This is a genomic window from Microbispora bryophytorum (assembly GCF_006874465.1).
In the GTDB taxonomy this organism is placed as follows: domain Bacteria; phylum Actinomycetota; class Actinomycetes; order Streptosporangiales; family Streptosporangiaceae; genus Microbispora; species Microbispora bryophytorum.
The window spans coordinates 55094-80979 of record NZ_VIRL01000011.1 but is presented as its reverse complement, the minus strand read 5'-3'; the positions used below and the strand labels follow the sequence as shown (position 1 = coordinate 80979).

The 25886-nt window shown below is 72.2% G+C and carries 24 protein-coding genes; 13 read left to right on the top strand and 11 right to left on the bottom strand.

The features are described from left to right. Positions 1 to 13 precede the first annotated feature (13 nt). The 6 genes from FLX07_RS20285 (at position 14) to mshC (ending at position 5013) form a co-directional block, all read left to right on the top strand. Entirely contained in the window at positions 14 to 832 is an 819-nt protein-coding gene (locus FLX07_RS20285; protein ID WP_142572398.1) for an undecaprenyl-diphosphate phosphatase, read from the top strand. Next, positions 829 to 1530, top strand: coding sequence for a histidine phosphatase family protein (locus FLX07_RS20280; protein ID WP_142572397.1), 702 nt, complete (start codon positions 829 to 831; stop codon positions 1528 to 1530). Before FLX07_RS20285 ends, FLX07_RS20280 begins: the two co-directional genes overlap by 4 nt. A gap of 9 nt (positions 1531 to 1539) precedes the next feature. Next, entirely contained in the window at positions 1540 to 2115 is a 576-nt protein-coding gene (locus tag FLX07_RS20275) for a DUF3090 domain-containing protein (RefSeq protein WP_142572396.1), read from the top strand. Between the two features lie 55 nt (positions 2116 to 2170). Continuing rightward, complete coding sequence (locus FLX07_RS20270) at positions 2171 to 2932, top strand: SCO1664 family protein (protein WP_142572395.1); 762 nt, start codon at positions 2171 to 2173, stop codon at positions 2930 to 2932. Positions 2933 to 3026: 94 nt separating this feature from the next. Next, the gene (locus FLX07_RS20265) at positions 3027 to 3791 is read left to right on the top strand and encodes an NRDE family protein (protein WP_229689851.1); all 765 of its coding nucleotides are present in this window, start codon (positions 3027 to 3029) and stop codon (positions 3789 to 3791) included. Between the two features lie 10 nt (positions 3792 to 3801). Next, positions 3802 to 5013 carry a cysteine--1-D-myo-inosityl 2-amino-2-deoxy-alpha-D-glucopyranoside ligase gene (gene mshC / locus FLX07_RS20260; protein WP_142572393.1) on the top strand — a complete coding sequence of 404 codons (1212 nt, stop codon included), beginning with the start codon at positions 3802 to 3804 and terminating at the stop codon, positions 5011 to 5013. 129 nt (positions 5014 to 5142) lie between these two features. Here mshC and FLX07_RS20255 read toward each other — a convergent pair whose 3' ends face one another. The 3 genes from FLX07_RS20255 to FLX07_RS20250 form a co-directional block, all read right to left on the bottom strand. Then, complete coding sequence (locus FLX07_RS20255) at positions 5143 to 5730, bottom strand: snapalysin family zinc-dependent metalloprotease (RefSeq protein ID WP_142572392.1); 588 nt, start codon at positions 5728 to 5730, stop codon at positions 5143 to 5145. Between the two features lie 174 nt (positions 5731 to 5904). Beyond that, complete coding sequence (locus tag FLX07_RS36545) at positions 5905 to 6045, bottom strand: hypothetical protein (protein WP_167748323.1); 141 nt, start codon at positions 6043 to 6045, stop codon at positions 5905 to 5907. A gap of 16 nt (positions 6046 to 6061) precedes the next feature. Further along, entirely contained in the window at positions 6062 to 6700 is a 639-nt protein-coding gene (locus FLX07_RS20250; RefSeq protein WP_142572391.1) for a class E sortase, read from the bottom strand. 357 nt (positions 6701 to 7057) lie between these two features. Between FLX07_RS20250 and FLX07_RS20245 the strand changes: the two genes are divergently transcribed. The 3 genes from FLX07_RS20245 (at position 7058) to FLX07_RS20235 (ending at position 10703) form a co-directional block, all read left to right on the top strand. Then, on the top strand, positions 7058 to 8053 hold the full coding sequence (locus tag FLX07_RS20245) for a hypothetical protein (protein WP_142572390.1): 996 nt from the start codon (positions 7058 to 7060) through the stop codon (positions 8051 to 8053). Positions 8054 to 8071: 18 nt separating this feature from the next. After that, positions 8072 to 9844 carry a DUF4012 domain-containing protein gene (locus FLX07_RS20240; protein WP_142572389.1) on the top strand — a complete coding sequence of 591 codons (1773 nt, stop codon included), beginning with the start codon at positions 8072 to 8074 and terminating at the stop codon, positions 9842 to 9844. Positions 9845 to 10061: 217 nt separating this feature from the next. Further along, on the top strand, positions 10062 to 10703 hold the full coding sequence (locus FLX07_RS20235; protein ID WP_142572388.1) for an arsenate reductase/protein-tyrosine-phosphatase family protein: 642 nt from the start codon (positions 10062 to 10064) through the stop codon (positions 10701 to 10703). Between the two features lie 131 nt (positions 10704 to 10834). Here the strand turns inward: FLX07_RS20235 and FLX07_RS20230 are convergent, their stop codons facing one another. From FLX07_RS20230 to FLX07_RS20210, 5 genes are all read right to left on the bottom strand, one after another. Next, positions 10835 to 12229, bottom strand: coding sequence for a tyrosine-protein kinase domain-containing protein (locus tag FLX07_RS20230; protein ID WP_142572387.1), 1395 nt, complete (start codon positions 12227 to 12229; stop codon positions 10835 to 10837). Between the two features lie 7 nt (positions 12230 to 12236). Next, positions 12237 to 13265: a glycosyltransferase family 4 protein gene (locus FLX07_RS20225; protein WP_142572386.1), complete on the bottom strand. Its 1029-nt coding sequence runs from the start codon at positions 13263 to 13265 to the stop codon at positions 12237 to 12239. Further along, on the bottom strand, positions 13262 to 14260 hold the full coding sequence (locus FLX07_RS20220; RefSeq protein ID WP_142572385.1) for an NAD-dependent epimerase/dehydratase family protein: 999 nt from the start codon (positions 14258 to 14260) through the stop codon (positions 13262 to 13264). The genes FLX07_RS20225 and FLX07_RS20220 overlap by 4 nt, the downstream gene beginning before the upstream one ends. A 66-nt stretch (positions 14261 to 14326) precedes the next feature. Further along, a complete protein-coding gene (locus FLX07_RS20215; RefSeq protein ID WP_142572384.1) occupies positions 14327 to 15271 on the bottom strand; it encodes an NAD-dependent epimerase/dehydratase family protein in 945 nt (314 codons plus the stop codon). Then, positions 15268 to 16440, bottom strand: coding sequence for a glycosyltransferase (locus FLX07_RS20210; RefSeq protein ID WP_223853914.1), 1173 nt, complete (start codon positions 16438 to 16440; stop codon positions 15268 to 15270). Before FLX07_RS20210 ends, FLX07_RS20215 begins: the two co-directional genes overlap by 4 nt. A 416-nt stretch (positions 16441 to 16856) precedes the next feature. Between FLX07_RS20210 and FLX07_RS20205 the strand changes: the two genes are divergently transcribed. From FLX07_RS20205 to FLX07_RS20190, 4 genes are all read left to right on the top strand, one after another. Next, a complete protein-coding gene (locus tag FLX07_RS20205; RefSeq protein WP_142572382.1) occupies positions 16857 to 18092 on the top strand; it encodes a hypothetical protein in 1236 nt (411 codons plus the stop codon). Positions 18093 to 18212: 120 nt separating this feature from the next. Then, positions 18213 to 19406, top strand: coding sequence for a glycosyltransferase (locus tag FLX07_RS20200; RefSeq protein WP_167748321.1), 1194 nt, complete (start codon positions 18213 to 18215; stop codon positions 19404 to 19406). A gap of 129 nt (positions 19407 to 19535) precedes the next feature. Next, positions 19536 to 20429, top strand: a complete 894-nt coding sequence (locus FLX07_RS20195) for a sulfotransferase family protein (protein ID WP_167748320.1) — start codon at positions 19536 to 19538, stop codon at positions 20427 to 20429. 79 nt (positions 20430 to 20508) lie between these two features. Next, a complete protein-coding gene (locus FLX07_RS20190) occupies positions 20509 to 21345 on the top strand; it encodes a class I SAM-dependent methyltransferase (RefSeq protein ID WP_208762302.1) in 837 nt (278 codons plus the stop codon). A 36-nt stretch (positions 21346 to 21381) separates the two neighbouring features. On the opposite strand, the gene FLX07_RS20185 is transcribed toward FLX07_RS20190, so the two are convergent. Genes FLX07_RS20185 through asnB form a run of 3 tightly spaced genes read right to left on the bottom strand, consistent with a single transcriptional unit; the run spans position 21382 to position 25846 of the window. Beyond that, on the bottom strand, positions 21382 to 22767 hold the full coding sequence (locus FLX07_RS20185; protein ID WP_167748319.1) for an oligosaccharide flippase family protein: 1386 nt from the start codon (positions 22765 to 22767) through the stop codon (positions 21382 to 21384). Continuing rightward, a complete protein-coding gene (locus FLX07_RS20180) occupies positions 22758 to 23885 on the bottom strand; it encodes a glycosyltransferase (protein WP_167748318.1) in 1128 nt (375 codons plus the stop codon). Before FLX07_RS20180 ends, FLX07_RS20185 begins: the two co-directional genes overlap by 10 nt. Before the next feature lie 44 nt (positions 23886 to 23929). Next, a complete protein-coding gene (gene asnB, locus FLX07_RS20175) occupies positions 23930 to 25846 on the bottom strand; it encodes an asparagine synthase (glutamine-hydrolyzing) (RefSeq protein ID WP_142572377.1) in 1917 nt (638 codons plus the stop codon). Between the last annotated feature and the right edge of the window lie 40 nt (positions 25847 to 25886).

Genomic DNA, 25886 nt, shown 5'->3' with positions numbered 1-25886 from the left:
GGCTGTCCGCACCATGGACGTACTACAGGCGATCGTGCTCGGGCTCGTGCAGGGTCTCACCGAGTTCCTGCCCATCTCCAGCTCGGCACACCTGCTCATCGTGCCGAAACTGGCCGGGTGGGACGACCCCGGCGCCGCGTTCACCGCGGTGATCCAGCTCGGCACCATGCTCGCGGTGCTCATCTACTTCTGGCGGGACATCGTCCGGATCACCTGGACCTGGCTGCGCAGCCTGTGGACGCCGGAGCTGCGCGGGGACCTCGACGCGCGCATGGGGTGGTACATCGGGCTGGGCACGATCCCGATCGGTGTCGCCGGCCTGCTGTTCAAGGACGCGATCGAGGGCCCGGCCCGCAACCTCTGGCTGAACGCGGCCATGCTCATCGTCTTCGGCCTGCTGCTGCTCGTGGCCGACCAGATGGGGCGCAAGAAGAAGGAGGTCGCCGACCTCAACATGCGCGACGGCCTCATCATCGGCGCCTGGCAGATGCTGCCGCTGATCCCCGGCGCCTCCCGCTCGGGCTCCACGATGACCGGCGCGTTGTTCCTCGGATACACGCGCGAGGCGGCCGCCCGCTACTCCTTCCTGCTGTCGATCCCGGCGGTGATCCTCTCGGGGCTGTTCGAGCTGCGGCACGTCGGCGACGGCGGCGGCCCGCCTCTGGCGCCGACCGTGATCGCGACCGTCGTGGCGTTCGCCGTCGGATACGCCTCGATCGCCTGGCTCCTGCGTTACGTGGCGCGTCACTCGACGACGGTCTTCGTCGTCTACCGCGTCTTCGCCGGAACGTTCCTCCTCACTCTGCTGGCTCTCGGGGTGGTGCAGTCATGACGACCGTTCTTCTCGTACGGCACGGCCTCACCGCGATGACCGGCCCCGTGCTGGCCGGCTGGACCCCCGGCGTCCACCTCGACGAGCGCGGCCGGGAGCAGGCGCGCGCGGTGGCGGAACGGCTCGCGCCCCTGGAGCTGGACGCCATCGTGTCCAGCCCGCTGGAGCGGTGCCAGGAGACCGCCGCCGCCATCGCGCAGGGCCGCCCCGTCTCCGTGCAGACCGACGACAGGTTCGGCGAGTGCGGATACGGCGACTGGACGGGCAGGCCACTGAAGGAGCTCGCCGAGGAGCCGCTGTGGCGGGTCGTGCAGGCGCATCCCAGCGCGGCGGTGTTCCCCGGCGGGGAGGCTCTGGCGGAGGTGCAGAGCCGGGCCGTGCGGGCCGTACGCGACTGGAACGAGCGGCTCGGCGAGAAGGCCACCTATCTGGTGTGCAGCCACGGGGACGTGATCAAGGCGATCGTGGCCGACGCGCTGGGCCTGCACCTGGACCAGTTCCAGCGGATCACGGCCGATCCCGTGTCCGTCACGGCGATCCGCTACACCGCCCTGCGTCCCTTCCTGCTCAGGGCGAACGACGTGGGCGGAGGAGTGGCCGGCCTCATACCTCCGCCGGAGGAGCCGGAGGACCACGACGGGGGAGAAACCCTCACCGGAAGCGATGCCGCCGTCGGCGGTGGACCCGGGACCGCATAGGGTCGGGTTATGCCGGTCTTCGACTACGATCCGCCTGACAGGTTCGTGGCCGGTGCCGTTGGGCAACCGGGCGCGCGAGCCTTCTTCCTGCAGGCCCGAGGGCAGGGCAGGATCACCACGGTGGCACTGGAGAAGTTCCAGGTCGCCGTGCTCGCCGACCGCCTCGACGAACTGCTCGACGAGGTGCTGCGACGCAGCGGAGGGCGCGCGCCGGTCCCGGCCATGGCCCCCGCGGAGCTGGCCGACGTGGGGCCGCTCGACCTGCCGCTCGACGAGGACTTCCGGGTGGGCACGATGGCGCTCGCCTGGGATCCCGAGACCGCCCAGGTGATCATCGAGGCGCAGGAGGCCTCCGAGGACGACGAGGACGACGAGGAGGACGAGCCGCCGTTGGACGACCGGCCCGAGCCCGCCGTCCTCAGGGTGCGGATCAGCGCCGCCGCCGCCCGCGCGTTCAGCCGCCGGGCGCTGGAGGTGGTCGCCGCGGGCCGTCCGCCGTGCCCGCTGTGCGGCCGGCCCCTCGACTCCGAGGGCCACATATGCGTCCGCCTCAACGGTCACCACCCCGGAGGGCTGTCGGCGTGAGGCGCGGTGTGAACAGGTGGAAGGGCGGCCTCGTGCCGCGCGGGCGAGGAACCGGATGACGGCCGAGGGCGAGGCGAGCATCAGCGACGTGGATGGGCCGGGACTGGACGACGCGGCGGCCATGCGCCTGCTGCGGGAGGGCACCTTAGAAGTGGCGGGACGACTCGTCGAGGCCACGAACATGACGCTCTACTGCTCCATCAGGAACGGCGAGCACGCGGCGGCGTGCGTGTACAAGCCGGTGCGCGGGGAGCGGCCCCTGTGGGACTTCCCCGACGGCACGCTCGCGGCCCGGGAGGTGGCCGCCTACGAGGTGGCGGCCGTCACCGGATGGCGCATCGTGCCGCCGACCGTCTACCGGGACGGCCCCTTCGGCCCGGGGATGGTGCAGCTGTGGATCGACGCCGATCCCGAGACCGACCTCATGGGCCTGATGCGCAGCCGCAACTCCGCCCTGCGCCGCATGGCCGTGTTCGACGCCGTGGTGAACAACGCCGACCGCAAGGGCGGCCACCTGCTGCCGCTGCCCGACGGGCACGTGTACGGGGTCGACCACGGGGTCTGCTTCGCGGTGGAGGACAAACTGCGCACCGTGCTGTGGCAGTGGCGCGGCAAGACGCTCCCGCGCGAGGCGGTCAACGTGCTGGTGCGGCTGGAGCGCGAGATCGAGCGGGGGCGCCTCGGCCGGCGCCTGCGCGAGCTGCTGACGCAGGCCGAGGTGGAGGCCACATGGGAGCGGGTCAAGAGGCTGGTGGCCACCGGAGTCCACCCGCATCCCTCCGAGGACTGGCCGGCGATCCCGTGGCCCCCGATTTGATCGCCGCACCCAGGCTTGCGCAGAACGAGCGAATTGTGCACTCTGCAGGGGTCTCTACCGATATTGGAGGGAACACGCATTGTGTACGGTCGTCGTGAGCATCGAGCCGGAGGCCGGCACGCCGGTGCTCCTGGCGGGAGTGCGTGACGAGTTCGTCACGCGGCCGTGGATGTCGCCGGACCGGCACTGGCCCGCGTATCCCGGCGTGATCGGAGGCCGCGACCTGGAGGCGGGCGGCACCTGGCTGGCGGCCGACCCCGCCGGGCGGCGGGTGGCCGCGCTGCTCAACGGTGAGGGCGTCGCGGCCCCGGCGGGCAGGCGCCGATCGCGCGGTGAGTTGCCCCTCCTCGCCGCCGCCGCGGGAGAACTCCCACCGGTCGATCTGTCCTGGTATGACCCTTTTCATCTCGTCTTCGGCGGGCTCGACGGCGTACGGCTGTGGAGCTGGGACGGCGTGACCCTGGCCGAGGAGAAGCTGCCCGCGGGCGTGCACATGATCGTGAACTCGGGCTGGGACCGCGGCGCGAGCCGGCCGCGCACCGCCTGGTTCCAGCCCCGCTTCGCGCGGGCGGCCCGGCCCGCGTGGACCATGGGCGGCTCGTCCGAACGCTTCTGGGGGGAGTGGCTGGATCCCGCGTCGGGCGCCGGGGTGCCCTGGGACGATCCCCGTGCGCTGGTCGTGCGGCAGCGGCTGGCGGACGGGCGGGTCTTCGCCAGCCTCTCGATCACGCTGGTCGCCCTCGCGGAGGAGGGGCTGCGCTACGACTTCTGCCCCCAGCCCGACGACCCCGCCACCTGGCACGAGATCGACACCTCGTGGAGCAGACCGGCTGAACCGGTCCGCCGGCCACGCGGATAGGCTTCACCCCATGCGATCGTGGTCTGCTCCGAATGTCCCCAGATTGCCTGGTACGGGCCTTCCGCTCCGTCTGTACGACACCGCTGCCCGTGAGGTGCGGGAGACGGCCCCCTCCGGCGAGGCCCGGCTCTACGTCTGCGGCATCACGCCGTACGACGCCACCCATCTCGGGCACGCCAACACCTACCTCGCCTTCGACCTGGTCAACCGGGTGTGGCGGGACGCCGGCCACGACGTGCACTACACCCAGAACGCCACCGACGTGGACGACCCGCTGCTTGAGCGGGCCGAGGCGACCGGGACCGACTGGCGCTCCCTCGGCGAGCGCGAGATCGAGCTGTTCCGCTCCGACATGGAGGCGCTGCGCATCCTGCCGCCCCGCGAGTACGTCGGGGTCACCGAGACCGTCGGGGAGATCGCCGAACTGATCGCCCGGCTGGCCGAGCGGGGCGCCACGTACGAGATCGACGGGGACGTCTACTTCTCGGTCGCGTCCGCGCCCAAGTTCGGCGCGGTCTCCGGCTACTCCGAGGAGACCATGCTGGAGCTGTTCGGCGAGCGCGGGGGCGACCCCGGCAGGGACGGTAAGCGCCATCCGCTCGACTGGTTGCTGTGGCGGGCGGAACGGCCGGGAGAGCCGTCCTGGGAGTCGCCGTTCGGCCGCGGCAGGCCCGGCTGGCACATCGAGTGCACCGCCATCGCTCTGCGCAACCTGGGCAGCGGCTTCGACGTCGCCGGCGGCGGCTCGGACCTGATCTTCCCCCACCACGAGATGGGCGCCTGCGAGGGGCATGTGGCCACCGGCGAGTGGCCGTTCGCGCGGGCGTACGTCCACGCGGGCATGGTCGGCCTGGACGGCGAGAAGATGTCGAAGTCCAGGGGCAACCTCGTGTTCGTCTCCCGGCTGCGGCAGACCGCCGACCCCGTGGCCATCCGGCTGGCCCTGCTGGCGCACCACTACCGCGAGGACTGGGAGTGGACGCCGGACCAGCTCGCCGCGGCCGAGGACAGGCTGGCGCGGTGGCGGGCGGCGGTGGCCCGCCCGGCGGGCCCCGCGGGCGCCCCGGTGCTGGCGGCGGTGCGCGAGCGCCTCGCCGACGATCTCGATGCCCCGGGCGCGCTCGCGGCGATCGACGCCTGGGCGGCGGAGGAGGGCGACGACGCCTCCTCTCCGGCGCTGGTGCGCGACGTCGCCGACGCGCTCCTCGGTGTCGCCCTCTGACCGCGTTTCCTGAACGGCGCCCTCCGAACCGGACCTTCGAACGGGCGCCCTCCGGACCGGGCCCCTGAACGGGACTCCTGAACCGGACCATCGAACGGCGTCCTCAGGGTCGCGCTCCCCTGGAGTCCGTCACCGCGCGGAGACCAGGTCGCCGGCGGCGTCCGCGCGGTCGACGAAGACCAGGCCGGTGCGTTCGCCGGCGGCGAGGGCGGAGCCGGCGAAGTTCGCGTCGACCTCGCTGCACTCGGCCGCGCTGGGGTTGGCGTTGGTGCAGCTCACCGGGGCACTGTGACCGGACATCAGGTCGGTGCAACGGCCGGTGCGCCGATCGGGCAGGCCGAGGATGTGCCCGATCTCGTGGGTGGCGATGCGCAGGGGATAGTAGCCGTCGGCGACCGCCTCCCTGCCCATCCAGATGGTGCCCCGGCCCAGCCTGGTGACGCTCGTGCGGGGCCAGCCGTCGTCGGCGAGCACCACGAAGTCCGCGGGCGCGCCCGCCACGAGCCGGACGTTGCCGACGCGCGCGTTCCAGACCTGTGCGGCCTGGTCCATCACGGTGCGGAACTCGGCGGCCCGGCTCGCGTCGTACCGCAGCACGCGCACCGCCGCCGTGGCGGTCAACGGCTCGGCGGCGCGCGCCGGCGACACCGTGATCAGCACGGTCAGTCCCAGGAGCAGGGCCGAGACGGCCCGGAGGAACCTTGATGGGATGTGCATGGGGATCTCCTCGGTCGGGGGACGGCCACCAGAGGCACCGGAGGACCGGCGGCGCGGGCACGCCGGTGATCGGTGGAGTCCAGGGTGGGGCACCCGCAAACGTATGTTCGGCGAGCTCGGCGGGGGACAGGTCAGTTTGCCCCTACTGCGGTGTTATGGCGCCCGGACGCCCGGCTAACCGATCGGCACCCGCGGCGCGAGCCAGGGGAACACGACGTACCACAGCGCGGCCATGGCGGCGCCGCTCAGCAGCAGCACGACGGCCAGCCGGAGCACGGTGCCGCCGGGCAGCCGTCGCCAGAGGAATCGGTACACGCCGGATCTCCCTCGGTCAGTGGTGACGCTCCTCGCGGCGGACGAGCACGCTCTGGACGATCAGGCGCTGCGCCGCGGAGAACTCGGGGTGGCAGGTGGTCATGGTCATCATCGCGGTCGTGGGCCGCCGCCCGGGGTGGTCGGGGACGGGATCGACGACGTCGACCTCGCCGGGATCCACGACCTCCTTGCGCGCCACCTCGTAGGTGTAGCGGGCGTCCCGCGCGTCCACCACGATGTCGTCGCCGCGCCGCAGCTCGTCGATCCGGTTGAACGGCGCGGCGTAGGTGGTGCGGTGGCCGGAGAGCACGAAGTTGCCCAGCTGCCCGGGCAGCGCCGTGCCGGGGTAGTGGCCGGGGCCCTTGCGCAGCTCCGCCGGGCCGACGCCCTCGACGACGGCGAACCGGTAGTGCGCGCCCAGCCGCGGGATGCGCAGCAGCGCCAGGGCGTCGCCGAGCCGCACCGCACCCAGGCCCGGGCCCGGGCCCGCGTGCCCGTCGTGCCTGCCGAAGACCTCACCGAGCCGTCGTTGCAGGACGCGCTGCTCCCGCTCGGTCTCCGCGCTGGTGCCCCACAGCAGGTACGCGTAGAACAGCAGCAGGACCAGCCCCACGGGCAGGCACAGCTCGCCGATGACCCGCGTGACCGCTCTCACAGCTCCGTCGTCTGCTCCGCGCACGGACCGAGTATCGCCTTCGGACATCTCCCGCAGGGGGCCCGCCGGGGGGCGTTGGTGAATTCTTTGGCTCGCCGGACATCCAGGCGTGAGCGCGGCGCGTGTCCCGTTCCTTAATCGCGGGCGCAGGCCCGTACGGTTGACTCACCTGCCCGATCACCTGCGGCGACGCGACTGCGGTCAACGAACCGAAAACCTGGACGATCCTTCGGTAAGCACGGTGCGCCGCGATGGGGCGGCTCCTGGCCAGATGCATATAACAGTCGAGCAGCGAGATATCGCTGGCAATCCGCGCAAATGCTCAAAGAGTTGAGCGGCCGTTATCGGGAGTCCAAAGTGGCACGAAAAAATACAGTACCTATTCTTCTGGCCGCGACGGTCGCGGGCGGCCTGACGCTCGGCGGCACCGCGGCCGCCGCCGCCGTCGCACAGACCTACACAGCGGCGCCGAATGTGGCCATGCAGCCGTACCCGCCCAGGCCCTTCAACCCGTTCGCCTTCGTGTTCCTGGGCCCGGATCCCTTCGCGGAACTGGACGGTCTCGCCCGGGAGGGCGTGCTGGTCGGTGGCCCGGGCGGTGCGGGCGGCGCGGGCGGTGCGGGTGCGGGCGGCGCCGGCGCGGACGGTGCGGGCGGCGCGGGTGCGGACGGTCGCGGTGCGGACGGCAGGGGCGGCAGCGGCGCGGACGGCAGCGGCGCGGACGGCGCGGATGGCGCGGATGGCGCGAACGCCGCCGACCATGTCGTCGAGCCGGTCGTGGCCGGCGCGGTCCCGGTCGAGCAGGTGCAGGTCGCGGAGCCGGAGACGGTGAACGACACCAACAACTGCGCCAACGGCAACTGCAACAACAACGGGCCGATGTGGTGGGGCAACGGACCGCAGTGGAACAACACCGGGCCCGGCGCCTGGACCAGAAACGACACGCAGAACGACAACGGCGCGGGCCAGCCCGTCATCGGACCGGGCAGTGCGGGCGGCAACAACGGGATCGTCCCGATGCAGAACGCCGTGCAGAACGCCGAGGGGGCGCCGGAAGGGGTCGCCGAGCCCGCCGTGGACTTCTCCGAGGAGGAGCCCGCGGAGGAGTCCGAGGAAGGCTTCGAGGAGGAGCCCGAGGAGGAGTCGTTCGACGAGGGGACGTTCGACGAGGGGGAGTCCGGGATGGGCCCCCAGGGGGTCATGAGCGGCGGTCCCGGGCCGGTCGCCGGCCCTCAGCTGCCGTTCACGGGTGCGCCGATGGGGGTCGCCGCGGCGGGTGCGGGCCTTCTGGCCGTGGCCCTCGGCTGCACTCTGCTGTCCGCGCGGCGCCGCCGGTCCACCGACGCCAAGTAGACGGGTGCCGAGCAGACGGTGCCTAGGAGGAGGAAGCACAGGCTGGTAGTCGCCGGCCTGTCGTCGCTGGCCCTCGGCCTCGTGCTGGCCGGGGGCTGGTCGGTGCATCTCGGGCTGAGCGTGCGCGAGCACCTGGAGGCGACGCGGGACGCCCTGCTCCGGCTGCGTACCGCCCGCCTCGGGGCGCCGGGCGACCCGCTGGGCGTGACGATCGCGGACGCCCGCCGGCACGCGGAGCAGGCGCGGCGGCTCACCGGCGGCCCCGACTGGGCCCTGCTCACGCACGTGCCGTTCGCGGGGGACGCGGCGACGACGATCCGCGGCCTTTCGGAAGCGGCAGCGGAGCTCACCGACGTGCTGGCCGGAGTCCAGCACGTGGCCGCGCCGCTCATGCCGGGAGGCGGCGCCCTCGCGGGGGGCGATCAGAACCGGACGCTGCAGGTGCTGGACGCGCTGGCGCCGGCCCTCGACCGCGCCGTCGTGCGCATCGCGGCGGCGCGGTCGCGGCTGGCGCGCACCCCCGCCCGGACCGGCCTCGATGTCGTGGACCGGGCGCGCGACACGATGGTGCGGGAGACCGGAAGGGTCCAGGGCTGGGCGGGCGCGGCCGCGAACGTCGCGGCGCTCGCGCCGCCCATGCTCGGCCGCGACGGCCCGCGGCGATACTTCCTGGCGTTCCAGACCAACGCCGAGGCGCGCGGGACGGGCGGCCTGGTCGGCGCGTACGGCATCCTCACCGCCGACCGCGGCAGGCTCGGGATCGCGCGGCTGTCGGCCGACAACGGTCTCGCGAGTGGTTCGAAGCCCGTGGTCGACCACGGGCCGCGCTTCCTGGCGCGCTACGGGCCGGGGGCGACCAGCATGCTGTCGGTGTCCAACCTCTCGCCGCATTTCCCGTACGCCGCGAGCACCTGGGCGGGACTGTGGCAGCGGCAGACGGGCCGGACCGTGGACGGCGCCATCGCCACCGACCCGGTCGGCCTGGCCCGCGTGCTGGAGATCATCGGGCCGGTCCGGCTGCCAGGTGGCGAGACGGTTACGGCCGGGAACGTGGTCGATCTCACCGAGAGGGCGGCGTACGAGCGCTACCCCGACCCCGCCGATCGCAAGAAGTACCTCATGAGGATCGCCGGCGCCGTGAGCGAGGCCCTGATCGGGGCGAATCCCGAGCCGGCGCGGCTGCTGCCGGTCCTGTCCCGGCTGGTCGCCGAACGCCGGATCCAGATCTGGAACCGCAGGGAGGACGAGGAGCGGCGGCTCGCGGCGACGCCGCTCGGCGGTGTGCTGCCCGAGCGTCCGGGGCCCTACGCGGCGCTCGTCGTCAACAACTCGGCCGGGACCAAGCTCGACTACTACCTGGGCCGCTCGCTCACCTACGAGCTGGGCCCCTGCCGCCCGGACGGGAAACGCCCGGCGACCGTGCGGTTCGCGCTCGCCAACGACGTGCCGCGCGGGCACCTGCCCGGCTACGTCACCGACCGGCTCGACTCCCCGGGGAAGGCCCACGTCCCAGGGTCGAACCTGCTGTGGGTGTCGCTGTACGGCGCCGTCGGCGCGGAGGCGACCGGTATGCGGGTGGACGGCCGCTCCTCCGGGTTCTACACCGAGTACGAGCGGTCGCATCCGGTCTTCTCGTCGGTGCTGGAGTTCGCCCCCCGGCAGACGAGGACGGTGGAGCTCGACCTGCTCGAGCCCTATACCGCGGCCGCGCCGGTGGTCCCGGTGCAGCCGCTGGTCCGCCCACAGGAGACCGTGATCCGGCGCAACGACGAGGGCTGCCCTGTGCGGTGACGGGACGCCGTGGTTCGGGACGCCGTGGGATCGAGACACCGTGGGATAGAGGAGCAGTGAGACGGACGGGCGCCCGGGCCGCACGAGGCGGCCCGCGCCCGCGCCTGTGGCGGTGGGGACGGGTGCCCGGGCCCGGGAACGGTGATGGGGCTGGAGACCGTAAAGGGCGGCGTGCCGTGCGCGCCCGCCCGCCCGCCGCGCCCTAACGTCCCGTTTCATGGAGCGTACGTGTGACGGCGACCGCGCCGGGGACCGTGCTGCCGCTCATGACCCTGCTCATGACGGTGATGACCGGGCCGGGTTCCGCATCCTGTTCGTCTGCACGGGCAACATCTGCAGATCTCCGCTGGCGGAGCGGCTGACAGTGGCGGCTCTCGGATCCGGCGCGCCGATCACGGTGGTCAGCGCCGGCACCCGGGCCCTGCCGGGCCGGCCGATGGACGAGGGCGCCCGAAGGGAGCTGGTCCGGCTCGGGGGGAGCGCGGAGGGCTTCGCCTCACGCCCGCTCACCGCCGAGGCGGTGGCCCACGCCGATCTCGTGCTGGCGGCCTCGTCCGAGCACCGCACCACGGCGGTGGCCCTGCATCCCGTCGCGGCCGGGCGCGCGTTCACCATCGCCGAGTTCGGCACGCTGGCCGGCGCCGTCCCCGCGGACCGGGTGCTGGACCACCGCGATCCCGTACGCCGGGCACGGGCCCTGCTGGAGGAGGCCGGAGCGCTGCGCGGGCTGGTCCGGGTGGACCGGCCCGACATCGCCGATCCCTACGGAGGCTCCCGCAGGGCCTACCGCGCGGCGGCCCGCCACATCCATGACTGCCTGGCCGTCCCCGTCCGCCTGCTGACGCGCCTGCCTGCCTGACTCGCCCGGTCGTCGTCACACACGCGAACGCGTGGGGCCCGCGTCGTCGCGACGCGGGCCCCACGCACGTGGTCCGCCGACTACCCAGATCCGCCGACTACACAGATCCGCCTGCTACACAGGTCCGCCCGCTACACCGGCATGGGCGCCTGGGGCCGCGGCGTCTCCGGCGCGGTCTCCTGCTCCGCCGGGTCGTAGCCGTACCCGTGGCCGTAGTAGGAGCCGTGCTTGGCCGGCACGAAGTTCAGCACGGTGCCGACGAGGCGGGCGCTGATCGACGACAGCAGCTCGACGGCCCGGACGACCTGCTCGCGCCGGGTCCTGCCGTGCCGTACGACGAGCAGCGCGCCGTCGCAGATCGCCCCGAGGGCGGCGGCGTCGGTGACGGGCAGCAGCGGCGGAGCGTCGATGATCACCATGTCGTACTCCGCGGTGAGCTGGGCGAGCATCGCGCGCATGCCCTGCGAGCCGAGCAGCTCGCTGGGGTTCGGCGGGATCCGCCCGCTCGGCAGCACCGACAGGCCGGGCCGGCCCCACGTCTGAACGACCTCGGCCAGGTTCGCCTTGTCGATCAGGACGTCGGTGAGACCGGTGCCGCCCTCGATGCCGAGGTAACCCGGGACGCTCGGGCGGCGCAGGTCGCCGTCGACCAGGATCACGCGCCAGCCCGCCTCGGCCATCGTGATCGCCAGGTTCACCGAGGTGGACGACTTGCCCTCGTCGGGCAGGCAACTGGTGACGACGAGCGACTTCGGCTGCCGGTCGACCCCGATGAACTGCAGGTTGGTCCGCAACGACCGGAACGACTCCGCCCGTGCCGAGCGGCTGCCCCCGCCGGTGATCAGCGGCTTCCTGCGCGCCTCCCGCTCGTAGCCGATCACCCCGAGGAGTGAGGTCCGGGAGACCTGCTGCAGCGCGTCCGCCGTCTTGACGGTCGTGTCCAGGCGGTCGCGCAGGACGACCCAGCCGACGGCCGCGAACAGCGCGGTCAGCCCGCCGAGCGCCACGTTGACCAGGAGCCGGGGGGAGACCGGCTCCTCCGGGACCTCCGCCTTGTCGATCACGGCGACCCGGACCGTCGGCGGGCTCTTGGAGGAGGGCCGCTCGATCTCGTCGATCAGCCGGGTGAACGCGGCGCCCAGGGCGTCGGCCCGCTGGGCGGCGCGCTTCGGGTCGCTGTCGGCGACGGCGACCCGCAGCAGGCTGGTGCTGGGGATCGCGGTCGCGGTGATGTCCTCCTGCAGGGCGTCGACGTCCTCACCCTGGGCGATCTGGCCGACCACCCGGCGGCTGGTCAGCAGGGTGGCGTACGACTGGACCCGCTGCTGGGACAGCGCCCCCGCCTGGAGCGCGGTCGACAGGCTGCCCTCCCGGTCGTCGGCCGAGACCAGCATGGTGATCCCGGCGACGTATCTCGGCGCGGTGTCGACCGTCACGAGGACGGCCGCTCCCACGCCCGTCAGCAGCGAGAGCAGCAGGAGCAGCCAGTGCCTGCGCATCAGCCGCGCGTAATAAAGCAGTTCCATGGGTGCGTCATCGCCTCACACGAATAGCGGTCTTGGGACGGATCGACGGGTAGACCCGGACGCGCTGCGCCAGCACGACCACGACGCACCCGGCCGCTCCCGCGGCGGCCGCGGCGGCGACCGGCGCGACCCAGCCCAGCGTCGTCGCCAGGTGGACCAGGCCGGCCGCGCCCGCCAGGGCGGCGAGCGCGAGGGCGGTGAGCCGCTTGCCGAGGCCGAGCCGGTGCAGGCGGTGCGAGAGGTGGTCGGAGCCGCCCTGCAACAGCGGCCGGCCCGCCCTGCTCCGGGCCAGCATCACGATCCCGGTGTCGACGATCGCGACGAAGGCCGGCAGCAGCAGGCCGGCGGTCGCCGTGCCCGGACCGGCGCCGCTCACCACCAGGGCCGCCGACGAGGTCAGCGTGAACCCGATGAACAGTGAGCCGGCGTCCCCCATGAAGATCCGCGCGGGAGCCCAGTTGTAGAGCAGGAACCCCAGGGCGGCGGGGGACAGGGCGGCCAGAAGCAGACCGGTCTCCGGCTGCCCGGACACGAAGGCGGCGGCCGACAGGAGCGCGGCGCCGACCACGGTGACGCCGCCGAGCGCGCCATCCATGTTGTCGAGCAGGTTGAACGAGTTGCTCACCACGACGATCCACAGCAGCGTGATCACCATGTCGAGCCGGCTTCCGGTGACCGGGGCCACGACACCGCTCACGACCACCACCCCGGCCGCCAGCGTCTGTACGGCCAGCCGGGTCGGCGGGGGGAGCGGCGCGATGTCGTCGATCAGGCCGAGCAGGGCCATGGCGACGGCGCCGACCAGGATGCCGGCGATCCGCGCGACGGCCGGACCGGCGAGCGCGAGCGGGGGGACGACCGTGGCCAGCATGATGGCGATCCCGCCCAGGTAGGGTGTGGGCCGGCGGTGCGACTTGTGCCCTCCGGGCCGGTCGGTGAGCTCCCAGCGCAGCGCGAGGCGTCGCAGCACGGGGGTCGCCACCGCGCACGCGACGAACGCGGCGATCGCCGTGACCAGGGCGGCATGGCCGATCACCGGCCTGTGGCCCCGAGTTCGGCGCGGCCCTCGGCGATGGTCTCCAGCAGGATGTCGTCCAGCGACAGCGCGGGCGTCCACCCCGTCAGCTCGCGCAGCCTGGTGGTGTCGGGCACCCGGCGGGTCATGTCCTCGAAGCCGCTGCCGTACGCCTCGGCGTACGGCACGAGGTCGACGCCGGACGTGCTCCCGGACAGCTCGACGATCAGCTTGGCGAGCTCCATGATGCTGACCTCGTCGCTGGAGCCGATGTTGAAGGTCCGCCCGACGGCGCGCTCGTCGTGCAGCAGCAGGAGCAGCGCGCGCACCACGTCCCGCACGTGCGCGAAGCAGCGGGTCTGGGTGCCGTCCCCGTGCACGGTGAGCGGGACGCCGGCCAGCGCCTGCCGGACCAGGCGCGGGATGACCATGCCGTACGCCGGGCTCTGCCGTGGCCCCACCGTGTTGAACAGCCGGACCACGATCGTCGGCAGTCCGCGCTCCCGGTGGTAGGCGTTGGCGAGGATCTCCTCCACCGCCTTGGCCGTGCTGTAGGCCCACCGCACGATGTCCGGGCTGCCCAGGATCCGGTCGGAGTCCTCGGGCAGCGGACCGGCGGAGTTCTTCCCGTAGATCTCGCTGGTGCTGGTCACCAGGATCTTCCGCCGGTATCGGTGCGCCGCCTCGATCACGATCTCCGAGCCGCGGACGTTGGTGGTGAGCGACCGCAGCGGCCGCTCGACGATCAGCTTCACCCCGACGGCGGCGGCGAGGTGCACCACCGTGTCGCACTCGTGCACCAGCTCGTCCACCACGAGTTCGTCCAGGACGGAGCCCTGGATCACACGCAGCCGCGGGTTGCCCGCGTGCTGGGCGAGGTTCGCCGTACGACCGGTCGACAGGTCGTCCAACACGACGACGGAGTCACCGCGAGCGAGCAGGGCGTCGGTCAGGTGGGACCCGACGAAGCCGCTCCCACCCGTGATCAGATATGTGTTCCCGCTTGACGTGGTCAACGAGTTCTCCCAGCAAGTGGCGGTTGGCAGGGTCGCAATAAGGACTTCGTGCGCAAAAAGTGACGGTCAGGCGTCCGCGACGCCGGACGTCTTCTCGAACCAGGTCACGGTGAGGCGGAGGCCCTCCTCCAGCGGCAGCGGCAGGACGCCGGGGAACCGGTCGAGCAGCAGCCGGGCCGACGCCTGCGACTCGCGGATGTCGCCCGCGCGGGGCGGCAGGAACTCCGCCTCCACCCGCCGTCCGAGCACGGCGGCCAGGGCGTCCTTGAGGTCCAGCAGGGACACCCGCGTGCCGAACGCCAGGTTGACCGGGGTGGCGCTGGTCACCTCGCGGACCGCCGCGTCCGCGAGGACGTCCGCGACCGACCCGACGTAGGTGAAATCCCGCGCCTGCCGTCCGTCGCCGTGGATCGGCACCGGCCGCCCGGCCAGGGCGGCGCTGACGAAAGCCGGGATCACCGCGGCGTAGGCGTGCCCGGCCGGCTGCAGCGGGCCGTACACGTTGAAGAAGCGGAACGGCAGCACCGGCAGCCCGTAGCTGGCGGCGTAAGCCAGCGCGTACGCCTCGGTGGCGAGCTTGCTCGCGCCGTACGGGCTGAGCGGCCGGGCCGGCAGATCCTCGTGCTTGAAGGGCTCGGCGCAGTCGCCGTACACCGAGGAGGACGAGGCGAGGGTCACGTGCGGGCGGGTGGCCCGGCACGCCTCCAGCACGTGCAGCGTCCCCGTCGCGTTGACGGCGTGCGAGGCGAGAGGGTCCTTCACCGACCGGGGCACGGAGGGTCGCGCCGCGAGGTGTATCACGTGCGTGGCCCTCGGGACGAGCTCGGCCAGCAGATCGCGGTCGAGGATGCTGCCGATCACGAGGTCGGCCCCGACGTCGGCGAGGTTGGCCGGGTCCCCGCTACTCAGGTCGTCGAGCACGGTGAGGCTCTCCACCTCGGGCCGGGTGGTCAGCGTCCGGCAGAGGTTGGCGCCGATGAACCCGGCGCCTCCGGTGACCAGGACTCTCATGTGATGCTCCTTGTGATCGGGCTGGGGCTCCTGCCGGGCGCGGCGCACAGCGACCGGTAGAGCGCCTCGGTGTCGGCCACCAGGCGCTCGACCGCGAAGGAGTCCGTCGTCCATCGGCGGGCGGACTCGCCCATGCGGCGGGCCAGCGCCGGGTCGGTCAGCAGCCGGTAGGCGTGCGCGGTGAGTTCGCCCGCGTCCGTGGCGGCCAGCAGGCCGGTGACCCCGTGCCGGACGACCTCCCCGACGCTGCCCACCTGGGTGGCGACCACGGGAGTGCCCGCCATTCCGGCCTCTATCAACGTCAGCGGCGTGCCCTCGTTGTCGGAGGTGAGCAGGACGACGTCGGCCGCCGCGTACACGGTCTCGACGTCCGCCCGCCACCCCAGCAGGTGGAAGGCGCCAGGTGCCGCCTGCGCGGCCCGCTCCACCTCGCCGGTGAGCTCGCCGCCGCCGCAGACGACGAACCGGCAGCCGGGCAGCCGCGCGAGCAGGGCCCGCGCCACCGCGACGAACCGGTCGGGCCGCTTCACCCCCGTGAGCCGGCCGACGAAGGCGACGACCGGCGCGTCCGGGGGAAGCCCCAGGTGCGCGCGGGCGGCCTCGCGGCCGGGCACCGCGCCCAGCCGTACGCCGGGTGGGATCACGACGTACTGCCCCGGACGGCCGATCCCGGCCGCGAGCAGGTCGTCGCGCACCTTGGCTCCGACCGTCACCAGGTGGTCGGTCATCGCGGCCAGCCGGCGCTCCGCCATGACGTAGAGGCGGCGCTTGACCGGCGAGAAGTAGCCGTCGAGCAGATGCCCGTGGAAGACGTGCGCGGTCCGCCCCCCGTCCCAGGCCGATCCGGCCCGGGCGAGGCGGGCGGCCACCCGGCCGAGCGCGCCAGCCTTGGCCGTACGCGTGTGCACGATGTGCGGCCGGAAGGCCCGCATCTCGGCGGCCAGCCGGAGCAGCGCGCGCCAGTCGTCGGCGGGCCGGACCGAGCGGCCCAGGCCGGCGACGCGATGGATCCGCGCCCCTCCGTCCCGGACCCCGAGCCGGTCGCTCTCGTTCTCCTCGACCTGTCCGGTGTAGAGGCGGTGGTCGAACTCCTCCAGGTTCAGTCGTTCGTACAGCCCCAGAATCTGGGTCGCCGGGCCGCCGACGTTCATGCGCGCGATGATTTCCATGACCCGAATACGGCCGTCCGGCTTCATAGAGCTCCTTGATGACGGGGCTGGCTCACCTCGGAGAAGCTAGCTCCGGATCGGCACGGGTCTGTGCGCGCCGTCGCCGCGGTGGAGAAATATTTGGGCGCTCCCTACCTGCCCGTGATCAAGTATCGAGAGCCGGGGCCGGCGCCCGTGCCGGCTGTTTTGCGCCGGTACGGGGGCGGCTCGCCGCGGGTTCACGGATTCGCTTCGCCGAAGGCGCGGCGGTCCGGAAAGAGTTCGCAGGAAAAGGTAATCAGCGGACCATCGGCGCGCCGTCGGATGATGCCGGACGGTTCGGCGGCTAACGTCGCCGTCGCGGAGCGTCGCGCCGGTGGTCTGATTTCCGCTGCTGGGGCCGCATGCCGGGGTGGAAGGAACTGAGGCGGATCTCCATGGAATACATTGTCGTGGCAGTCGCGGTGGTGGCGCTGGCCGTTATCGTGCACGCGAGCCTGGAAGGGGCGGTCGCGCGGCGTGCGTTTCCCGTTCTGCTGCTCGCTTTCGCGGCCCGGCTGCTCGTGCACGTCTTCGTGACGCGCAGCGGAGTCATCCATTACGGCGGCGACAATCGGGTGTACGAAGTGTGGGCCACCGAGATCGTCGCCTCGTGGAAAAGCGCGGGATTCCATGTGGTCACCGCGGAGGAAAACCCCGCGCTCGCCGGAGTGGCCCTTCCCTGCCATCTGTTCGCCGTCGTCATCTACCTGTGCGGGGGGCCCGCGCCGCTGGCCTGCACGGCCGTCGTCGCGGTGGTCGCCTGCGCGCTGTGCGTCGTCATGTACCGGTTCGCGCGGCTACTCGGGGCCGACGAGCGTGCGGCGTTCCTGCTGCTCGTCGTCACGGCGTTCCTGCCGTCCTTCCTGCTGCACACGTCGGACACGTACAAGGACGGGTTCAACGCGTTTCTCGTCGTCGCCTCGCTGTATCTGGGGGTGTCGATGGCCCGGCGTTTCGAGGTGCGCAAGGTGCTCATTCTCGGGTGTTTGCTCTGGGCCCTCTGGAACGTGCGCTCCTACATGGTGTTCATGTGCCTGGTTCCGTTGGCCGTCAGTCTCCTGGGTGTCGATCGCGGGTTCTCGCCGCGGCGTCTGCTCGCCTTCGGCGCCCTGCTGGCCGGTGCGGCGTTCATCTATTACGGCGTGATCGGAACCGCCGCCGTCGAGGCGTTGATGGACCAACTGGACACCGGACAGTCCGACGTCGTGCGCCAGGCAAACGGTGACGGCGGATCCGGCGTCTCCTTCGACGACGGAGGAAGCGCGTGGAGCTCGCTCGGGCTGAAACTGCTTTACACCGTCTTCTCGCCCTTCCCCTGGGCCCAGGGAAGCCTGGCGCTGCAACTCGGGAAGATCGACGCGCTCATCTCGTATTTTCTTCTCTTCGCCGCGGTGCGCGGCGCTCGATTCCTCTGGCGTACCGACCGGAGGGTTCTGATTATTCTGCTGTTCTTTCTCGTGCCCGGCGTCATCGTCTATTCGACGACCATGGCCAACGTTGGCTTGATATTTAGGCAGCGCATGCCGATCGTCATGGTGGCCAGCCTGCTGGCGGCAGTACGGTGGACCAGGAATTCCAGAGGCGGGCAGCAATCGAATGCTCCGGCGGAAATCGAATTGAATCGAATCTGACTGCGCCCTTGCGCCGCGCACCGCGTGGCGGAGAGCGGAGAATCGGTGGTGGAGCACATGGGCCGTCATGCCGCTTCCGGCTGTGATCACAACGATGAGACGGCGTCCGGCGGGTGGACCATGAGTGAACTCCGGGTGTGCGAGGTCGTGAAGACCCTCGACACCGGAGGCACCGAGGTGCTGCTCGTCGAGCGGCTTCTGGCGGCGCGCAGAGGGTCCGCGGGCCGTCCGGCGCATTCGGCCGTGACCTACATCGTGATCTGCCTGCGCGCGTCGACCGGCGAGCTGATCGCGCGACTGCGCGCGGCCGGGGTGACCGTGATCGATCTCAGCGCGTGCCCGCGCGCGCTGGTCTACGCGAGGCTCGTCGCCGCGGTCCGCCGGCTGGCGCCCCACGTGCTCAACGTGCACTCTCCCGCGCCCGCCATCGTGCTCCGCCCGTTCGTCCGGCTCACCAGACGGCGGCCCGCGCTCGTCTCGACGGTCCACGGCGTGCAGTGGGCCAAGACGATGTACCTCGATCGGCTCACCCGCGGCCTCGACGACCGCACGGTGGCCGTGTCGCCGGCTGTCGCGAGGTCCCGTGCCGTCCTCGGGTCCCGTCATGTGCTGATCCGGGTGCACGGCGTCGACGTCGGAGGACAGCGGTGGTGGGCCGCCCGGGCCGCCGCCGTGCGGCGCGAGTTCGACGTTCCGGACAACGCCTTCCTGTGCGTCACCGTCGCTAACTTCCGGCCGGAGAAGAACCATCGCATGCTCGTTCAGGCGGCCGCCGAGGTGGCGCGGGCCTGCCCGGACGCCCGTTTCGTGCTCGCGGGTGACGGCCCGCTGCGCGACGACACCGTTCGGGACGTGAGGCGACGGCGTCTCGACGCAACCGTCCGCGTCCTCGGGCCGGTGCCGGGCGCCAGAAGGCTCGTCGCGGCGGCCGACCTGCTGGTTCTCAGCTCCGACTACGAGGGCCTGCCCGTCGTGGTCATGGAGGCGCTCGCGGCGGGGGTGCCCGTCGTCTCCACCCGGGTGGGGGGACTGGCCGACCTGATCACCCACGGCTGGAACGGGATCCTCACCGAACCCGGCTCGCCCGAGGCCCTGGCCGGAGGGGTGATCCAGGCGATGGAGCACCGGACGCACCGGGAGCTGCGGTCCGGAGCCCAGGCCAGCGCGGACAGCGTGGACATCGCCGAGACCGCTGAGTGGTTCGAGGAGCTGTACGAGGACCTGGCGTGGCGCCGCGGCGACCGGACGCGTGGGCCCGGATCTGCCCGCCGCGCGTCGCGTCCGAGCGGGGTGCCCGGCCACGCGGGTCGCTGAGGCCGCCGCTGAGGCCGCCGCGGACGCGGCCGCACCTTTGTGAATCACCGGAGGATCGCCCGGCCGGCACGTCGCCGAGACGCGGAGGGGCGGTCTCCATCCCGGTCACTATTACGGCAGGAGGCCGAATTGCTGGACTTTCTGATCGGCACCGGGCGCTGCGGTTCGACGCTGCTCTACGAGGTGCTCGCGAGGCATCCACAGGTGGGGTTCGTGTCCAACTGGGACGACCGGTCGGCGCGGACCCCTGGCTTTCTCCGGCGGAACGCGGGGAGGGTCTACCGCCTGACCACCGTCCCTGCCCTGGAGGGGCGACGGCTGAGGGTGCGCCCGTGCGAGGGGCAGCGGGTGCTGAGCCGGGAGGTCTCGCCCGCCGTCGTGGATCCGTTCCGGGATCTGACGGCCGACGACGTGACCCCGTGGCTGGCGGGGAGGATGCGCCGCTTCTTCGGTGGGCGGGCGGCGGAACAGCGGACGGGCCATCTCGTCCACAAGTTCACGCTGTGGCCGCGAGCGGCCTTCCTGCACAGGATCTTTCCCGACGCGCGTTTCGTGCACATCGTGCGCGACGGGCGCGCGGTCGCCAACTCCCACCTGCAGATGACCTGGTGGCGAGGGCACCTGGGCCCGTCGCGCTGGAAGCTGGGCCCGTTGCCGCCCTGGTACAGGGAGGAGTGGGAGAAGGAGGGCAGATCGCTGGTCCATCTGGCGGGCATCGCGTGGCAGATCCAGATGGACGCCTTCGAGATCGCACGCGCCGCGGTGCCGGCGGAGCAGTGGCTCGAAGTGCGCTACGAGGACCTGCTCGCCGATCCGCGTAAGCATGTCAACGCCGTGCTCGACTTCCTCGGGCTTCCCTGGACGCCCTCCTTCGAACGGGGCTTCGCGCGTCACACCTTCCGGGCCGGGCGCCTGGACGCCTTCCGGCGGGACCTGACCCCGGACCAGCTCGCACTGCTGGACCGCTGCCTGTCCGCGCATCTGCACAGGTACGGCTACGCCGCCGGCGGCGGGACGACCTGATCGGCCGCGGCACGAAGCGCCCGGTCGTCACGGCCGGGGCTGCCTTACTTCCTTCACTCTCCAGAAACGGAGTCAATCGGTGACAACCCATCAGGCGGAGGCGATCGGCCGAGATCGGTTCGCGTTCGGCGACAACTGGCTGAAGTTCATCGAGTTGATGGACGAGCGGCGCATCGAGCAGGCCGTGGCATCGCTGACGGCGGCCCTCGGCGTCGAGGACCTCTCCGGACGGTCCTTCCTCGACGTGGGATGCGGCAGCGGTCTGTTCTCACTCGCCGCGCGCCGCCTGGGCGCGCGGGTCCACTCCTTCGACTACGACCCCGACTCGGTCGCCGCCTGCTCGCTGCTGCGCGACCGTTACGCCTCGCGAGAGGACTGGACGGTCGAGCGGGGGTCGATCCTCGACGAGGCCTACCTCGCGGGCCTCGGCACGTTCGACATCGTGTACTCGTGGGGGGTCCTCCACCACACCGGCGACATGTGGGGGGCGATCGGCGCCGCGTCCGCGCTGACGGAGCCGGGCGGTTCGCTGTTCATCGCCATCTACAACGACCAGGGCCTGGCCAGTCGCGTGTGGTGGCGGATCAAGCGGCGCTACGTCCAGGGCGGGCCGCTCACGAGGAAGAGTCTCCTCCTGGGCGGCAAGACGTACTTCAGGACCCGGACCGCCGTCGCCAACATGGCGAAACGCGCCGTCGGGGAGCCGGTGCCCAGCCGCGTCCCGAGGCGTGGCATGTCCCAGGGGCACGACCTCGTGGACTGGATCGGCGGCTTCCCGTTCGAGGTCGCGACGCCCGAGCAGATCTTCGGCTTCCTGCACGGGCGCGGATTCCGGTTGCGCTTCCTGAAGACGTGCCGGGGTGGTCTCGGCTGCAACGAGTTCGTGTTCACCGCCCCCCGCACGCCGCGGGACTGAGCGTTCCGGGGGGAGGGGGACGACGAGGCGCCGCGGTCAGGGCACGTGCCGCGGCGCCTTCTCCGTGCGCTCCGTGCGCTCCGTGCGTGCCGCTCCCTCGACCCGGGCGACGGTCACCGGCGCCCCGGCGCGGCGCCCTGCCGTCCCCGTCGCGGCCGGCGTCCGCGGGGACAGGGCGCGCAGATCGGTCAGGCGCGGCACCAGCTCGGACACCCCCACCCGCGCCGACCGCAGGAACCACGCCGTCTCCAGGAGCGCCAGCAGCGTGTAGGCCACGGTCGACGCCAGCGCGGCGCCGACGGCCCCCCAGGGCGGAATCAACACCAGGTTGAGCACGAGATTGACCGCCAGCGCCGTGCAGGCGATCGCGGTCATCGTCATCGGCCGGCCGAGCCGCACCAGGTACTGTTCGGTCGGCCGTGTCACGGTCAGCGCGAGCGCGCCGGGGGCGAGGACCAGCAGGGGAGCCACGCCGGCGGCGAAGGCGTGCCCGTACACCAGCGGGATCGCCCAGGGCGAGGCCGCCGCGACCAGCCCGATGAAGGCCGCCGACACGAGCAGGTTGAGCCGCAGCGTGCGGGCGGTGAGGCGCTCGGCCTCGTGCGCGCCGCTGACGGCCTGCCGCGGAAGGACGACCTGCGTGATCGAGTCCGCCGGGATCCGGGCGAGTGTCATCAGCGTGCCGGCCACCGTGTAGATGCCGACCGTGGCCGCGGAGTCCATCGCGTTGAGCAGCAGGATGTCCACGCTGAGAAGCATGTGGTAGGCCACCCACCCGACGTGGTAGCGGCCGGAGAGGCTGAGCTGACGCCGTACGAGGCTCTTGTCCCGGCGCAGGGGGATCGGCCACAGCGCGCGGACCGCGAACAGGAACGGCACGACGGTGGAGGCGGCCCAGCAGACGACCGCGCTCGCGACGGTCACGTGCCCGGCGGCCATGAGCGCGAGTATGGGCAGGCACTGCGTCAGCGCGGCGATCGTCGTGGCCCGGTTGACCGTCTTCGTCCGGGACTGCAGCAGCAGGACGCTGGTCAGGTTGATCGACGCCGTCCCGAACGGGACGGCGAGCAGCGCCACCGCCCAGAGGGGGAACGCGCCGGGCGAGGCGGAGGCCGCGACGATCCCGAAGGTGGCGAGCGCCGCCACGCACCCGAGGGCCGTGCCGAGGACCAGCGCGTTCGTGATGAGCGGCCGATGGCGGGAGGAGTCCGGCCAGAAGACGATGTGCGACTTCTCCAGCGACAGGTGGCCGACCACGACGGCGGTCGCCGCCGCGGTCGTCATCACGGCGTAGACGCCCCTGCCCTCGGGCAGCAGGGTGCGCGCGATGAGCACGCCGGTCACGGCCCCCAGCGCGACGCGTATCATGCGGCTGGCCAGCACTCCCGCGACGGCCGTCACGGGGCCGGTCATCAACCGCATCGGTCGTCCAGCAGGCGCCGATAGAGCGCGAGATGGTCGTCGACCATGACGTCCAGGTCGAGGTTCTTCCTCGCCCATGCGCGTGCCGCGGTGCCGAGCCCGGCCGCGAGGTCCGGATCGTCCAGAACCCGGAGTATCCCGTCGCTCAGGGCCACGGGATCCTCCGGAGGAACGAGGATGCCGCGGCCTTCGAGCAGCTCCGCGCCGCCGCCGACGTCCGTCGCGACGACGGGCCGGCCGGCGGCCATCGCCTCCATGATCGAGTTGCTCATGCCCTCGGCGAGCGAGGCGAGCACCACCACGTCCGCGGCCGCCAGCAGCGGCCCCACCTGCGTCCGTGCGCCCAGGAGACGGACGTCGACGCCGAGCGCGCGGGCACGCGCTGCGAGGGCGTCCCGCGAGGGGCCGTCGCCGGCGAGCACGACCGTGCACGGCCGGCCCCGGCGTGCCAGGATCGCGGCGGCCTCGATGAGGAACGCCAGTCCCTTCTCGGGAACGAGCCGGGCCACGCACAGCACGACCGGCAGCCCGGTGCCGACCCGTTCGGGCTCCACCCGGTCGAACGCCGAACGCGCGAGGCCGTTGTAGATGACAGTGATCTTGCGGGCGGGGATGCGCTCCACGCTCCGGGCGTCCTGCGCCACGGCCGCCGCATTGGCCACCACGTGATCGGCGAGCCGGGTGGCCGCGGTTCCGAGCGTGAACGACAGCGCGCGAGCCTTGTTGAAGCGGCTGAGGCCGCGCCGCCCCGCGATCACGACGGGAACCCGGGCCAGGCGGGCGGCGGGCACTCCCAGCAGGTAGCTCTCCGGCAGGTACGCGTGCAGGACATCCGGCCTGACGCGGCGCAGCAGGCGCGTCATCCGGCAGAAGGCCCGGACGTTGCGCACGGGCGCCAGCGGACCGGACCGGGTGAACCCGAGAGGGTGCACCGTGATCCCGGCGTCGCGCAGAGCCGCCTCGTGCGGGCCGCCCCTCGCCAGCAGGAGCACGTGCACGTCGATGCCGCGCTCGCGTAGTCCGAGCGCGAGCAGGGACAGTTGCCTCTCGGCGCCTCCCAGCCCCAGCTGCCCGATGAGGAGCGCGACGCGCTCGACGGCTCCCGTTCTCGGAGGCACGGCGGACCTCTCCCTTGCTCTCGTCTCCACGCCGGGGCCGGGCTTCACGCACCCGGCCGAGGGCAGTGGGCCTCCGCGCCGACGAGCTCGCGCGGCGCGGCGTGCGCGCGGTGCCACAACTCGAACTGGAGCAGCGCCCACAGGCGGGCGCTGTGGTCCGCGCCGGCCGCGTGCTGGCGGAGCAGGCGGCTGACGACCTCCGGCCGGAACAGCCCCCTGCCCCGCGCGGTGTCGTCGGTCAGCGCGTCGTGGGCGAGGTCGCGCAGCTCGCCGCGGAGCCACGCGGCGAGCGGCACGCCGAATCCCTGCTTGGGCAGGTGCAGAAGCTCGGCCGGCAGCCACGGTGCGACCGCGCGCTTGAGCAGCATCTTGGTGCGACCGCCGCGGACGAGCAGGCCGGTGGGAAGCGTCGCCGCCCACTCCAGGAGGTGATGGTCCAGGAATGGCGACCTCGCCTCCAGCGAGTTGGCCATCGTCGAGATGTCGACCTTGACCAGCAGGTCGCCCGGCAGGTAGCTCATGAGATCCACATCGAGGATCCGGCCGAGATCGGTGCTCGCGGACGAGCCGCGGAAGATCTTCTCCAGCAGCAGGCGGCTGTCCGTCCCGGCCAGGCGCTCGCGCAGCGGGTCGCAGTAGAGCTCGGTCTTCTGCTCCGATTTGAAACAGGACATCAAGGTGGCGTAGCGGCGCGACGGAGGCTCGGCGGCGAACTGCATCAGCCGGCCGATCCGCCGGGGGAGGGAGCGGAAGCCGCTCCGCCGGGTGATGAGGTCGCCGACCCGCGCGGACATCGCCGCCAGGTGACGGGGCAGCGGCGGGATCCGTCCGGCCTGGTTCACCAGGGCGTACCGCTGGTAGCCGCCGAAGCACTCGTCGCCGCCGTCGCCGTTGAGCGCGACGGTGACGTGCCTGCGGCTGAGCTGGGCGACGTAGAAGCTGGGGATCGCCGAGGAGTCGGCGAAGGGCTCGTCGAAGTGCCAGGCGAGGCGCGGCAGGATGTCGAGCATGCCGGCGTCGACCACCATCTCGTGGTGGTCGGTCCCGTAGCGCTCGGCGACCATGCGGGCCTTGCTCCGCTCGTCGTAGCGGCTGTCCTCGAAGCCGATGCTGAACGTCTTCACCCGTTCGGAGCTCTGCATCGCCATCGCCGCGACGACGGCGGAGGAGTCGATGCCGCCGGAGAGGAACGCGCCGACGGGCCGGTCGCTGACCATCCGGATCCTCGTCGCCTCCAGCAGGAGTTCCCGGGTCCGCTCCTCGGCCTCCCGCTCGTCCACCGGCCCGCGTACGGTCCGGTCCGGCTGCCAGTAACGCCGGACGGTGACCTCGCCGTCCTCCCAGACGAGCAGGTGCGCAGGGGGCAGCTTGCGCACCCCCTCGTAGATCGACAGGGGAGCGGGGACGTACAGGTAGGTCAGGTAGTGGTGCAGCGCGTCGAGATCGATGTCTCGGGACATGCGAGGATCCTGGGCGAGGGACTTGAGCTCCGACGCGAAGTGGATGGCGGTGCCGTCGGCGCGCCAGTAAAGCGGCTTCTTGCCCACGCGGTCCCTGGCCAGCAGGAGGCGCCGGCGGGCGCGGTCCCAGATGGCGAAGGCGAACATGCCGCGAAGCCGGTGGACGAGGTCGTCGCCGTGTTCCTCGTAGAGGTGGGCGAGGGTCTCCGAGTCGCCCTGTCCACGGAACCGGTGTCCTTTGGCGGCGAGCTCGCGGCGCAGCTCCGGGTAGTTGTAGATCTCGCCGTTGAAGACGGCGACGACGGTGTCGTCCTCGTTGCGGACGGGCTGGTCGCCCGTGGCGACGTCGATGACGGCCAGGCGGCGCATGCCGAGTGAGGCGTGCTGGTCATGGTGGTATCCGGCGCCGTCGGGGCCACGGTGGACGATCACATCGCACATGCGGCGGACCAGGTCGGGGTCGGGAGTCAGGGTGGACGCCGTTCCGGCTATCCCGCACATCGATTCTCCAGTTGCTGGCTTGAAAGGGTTCGGACGCCGC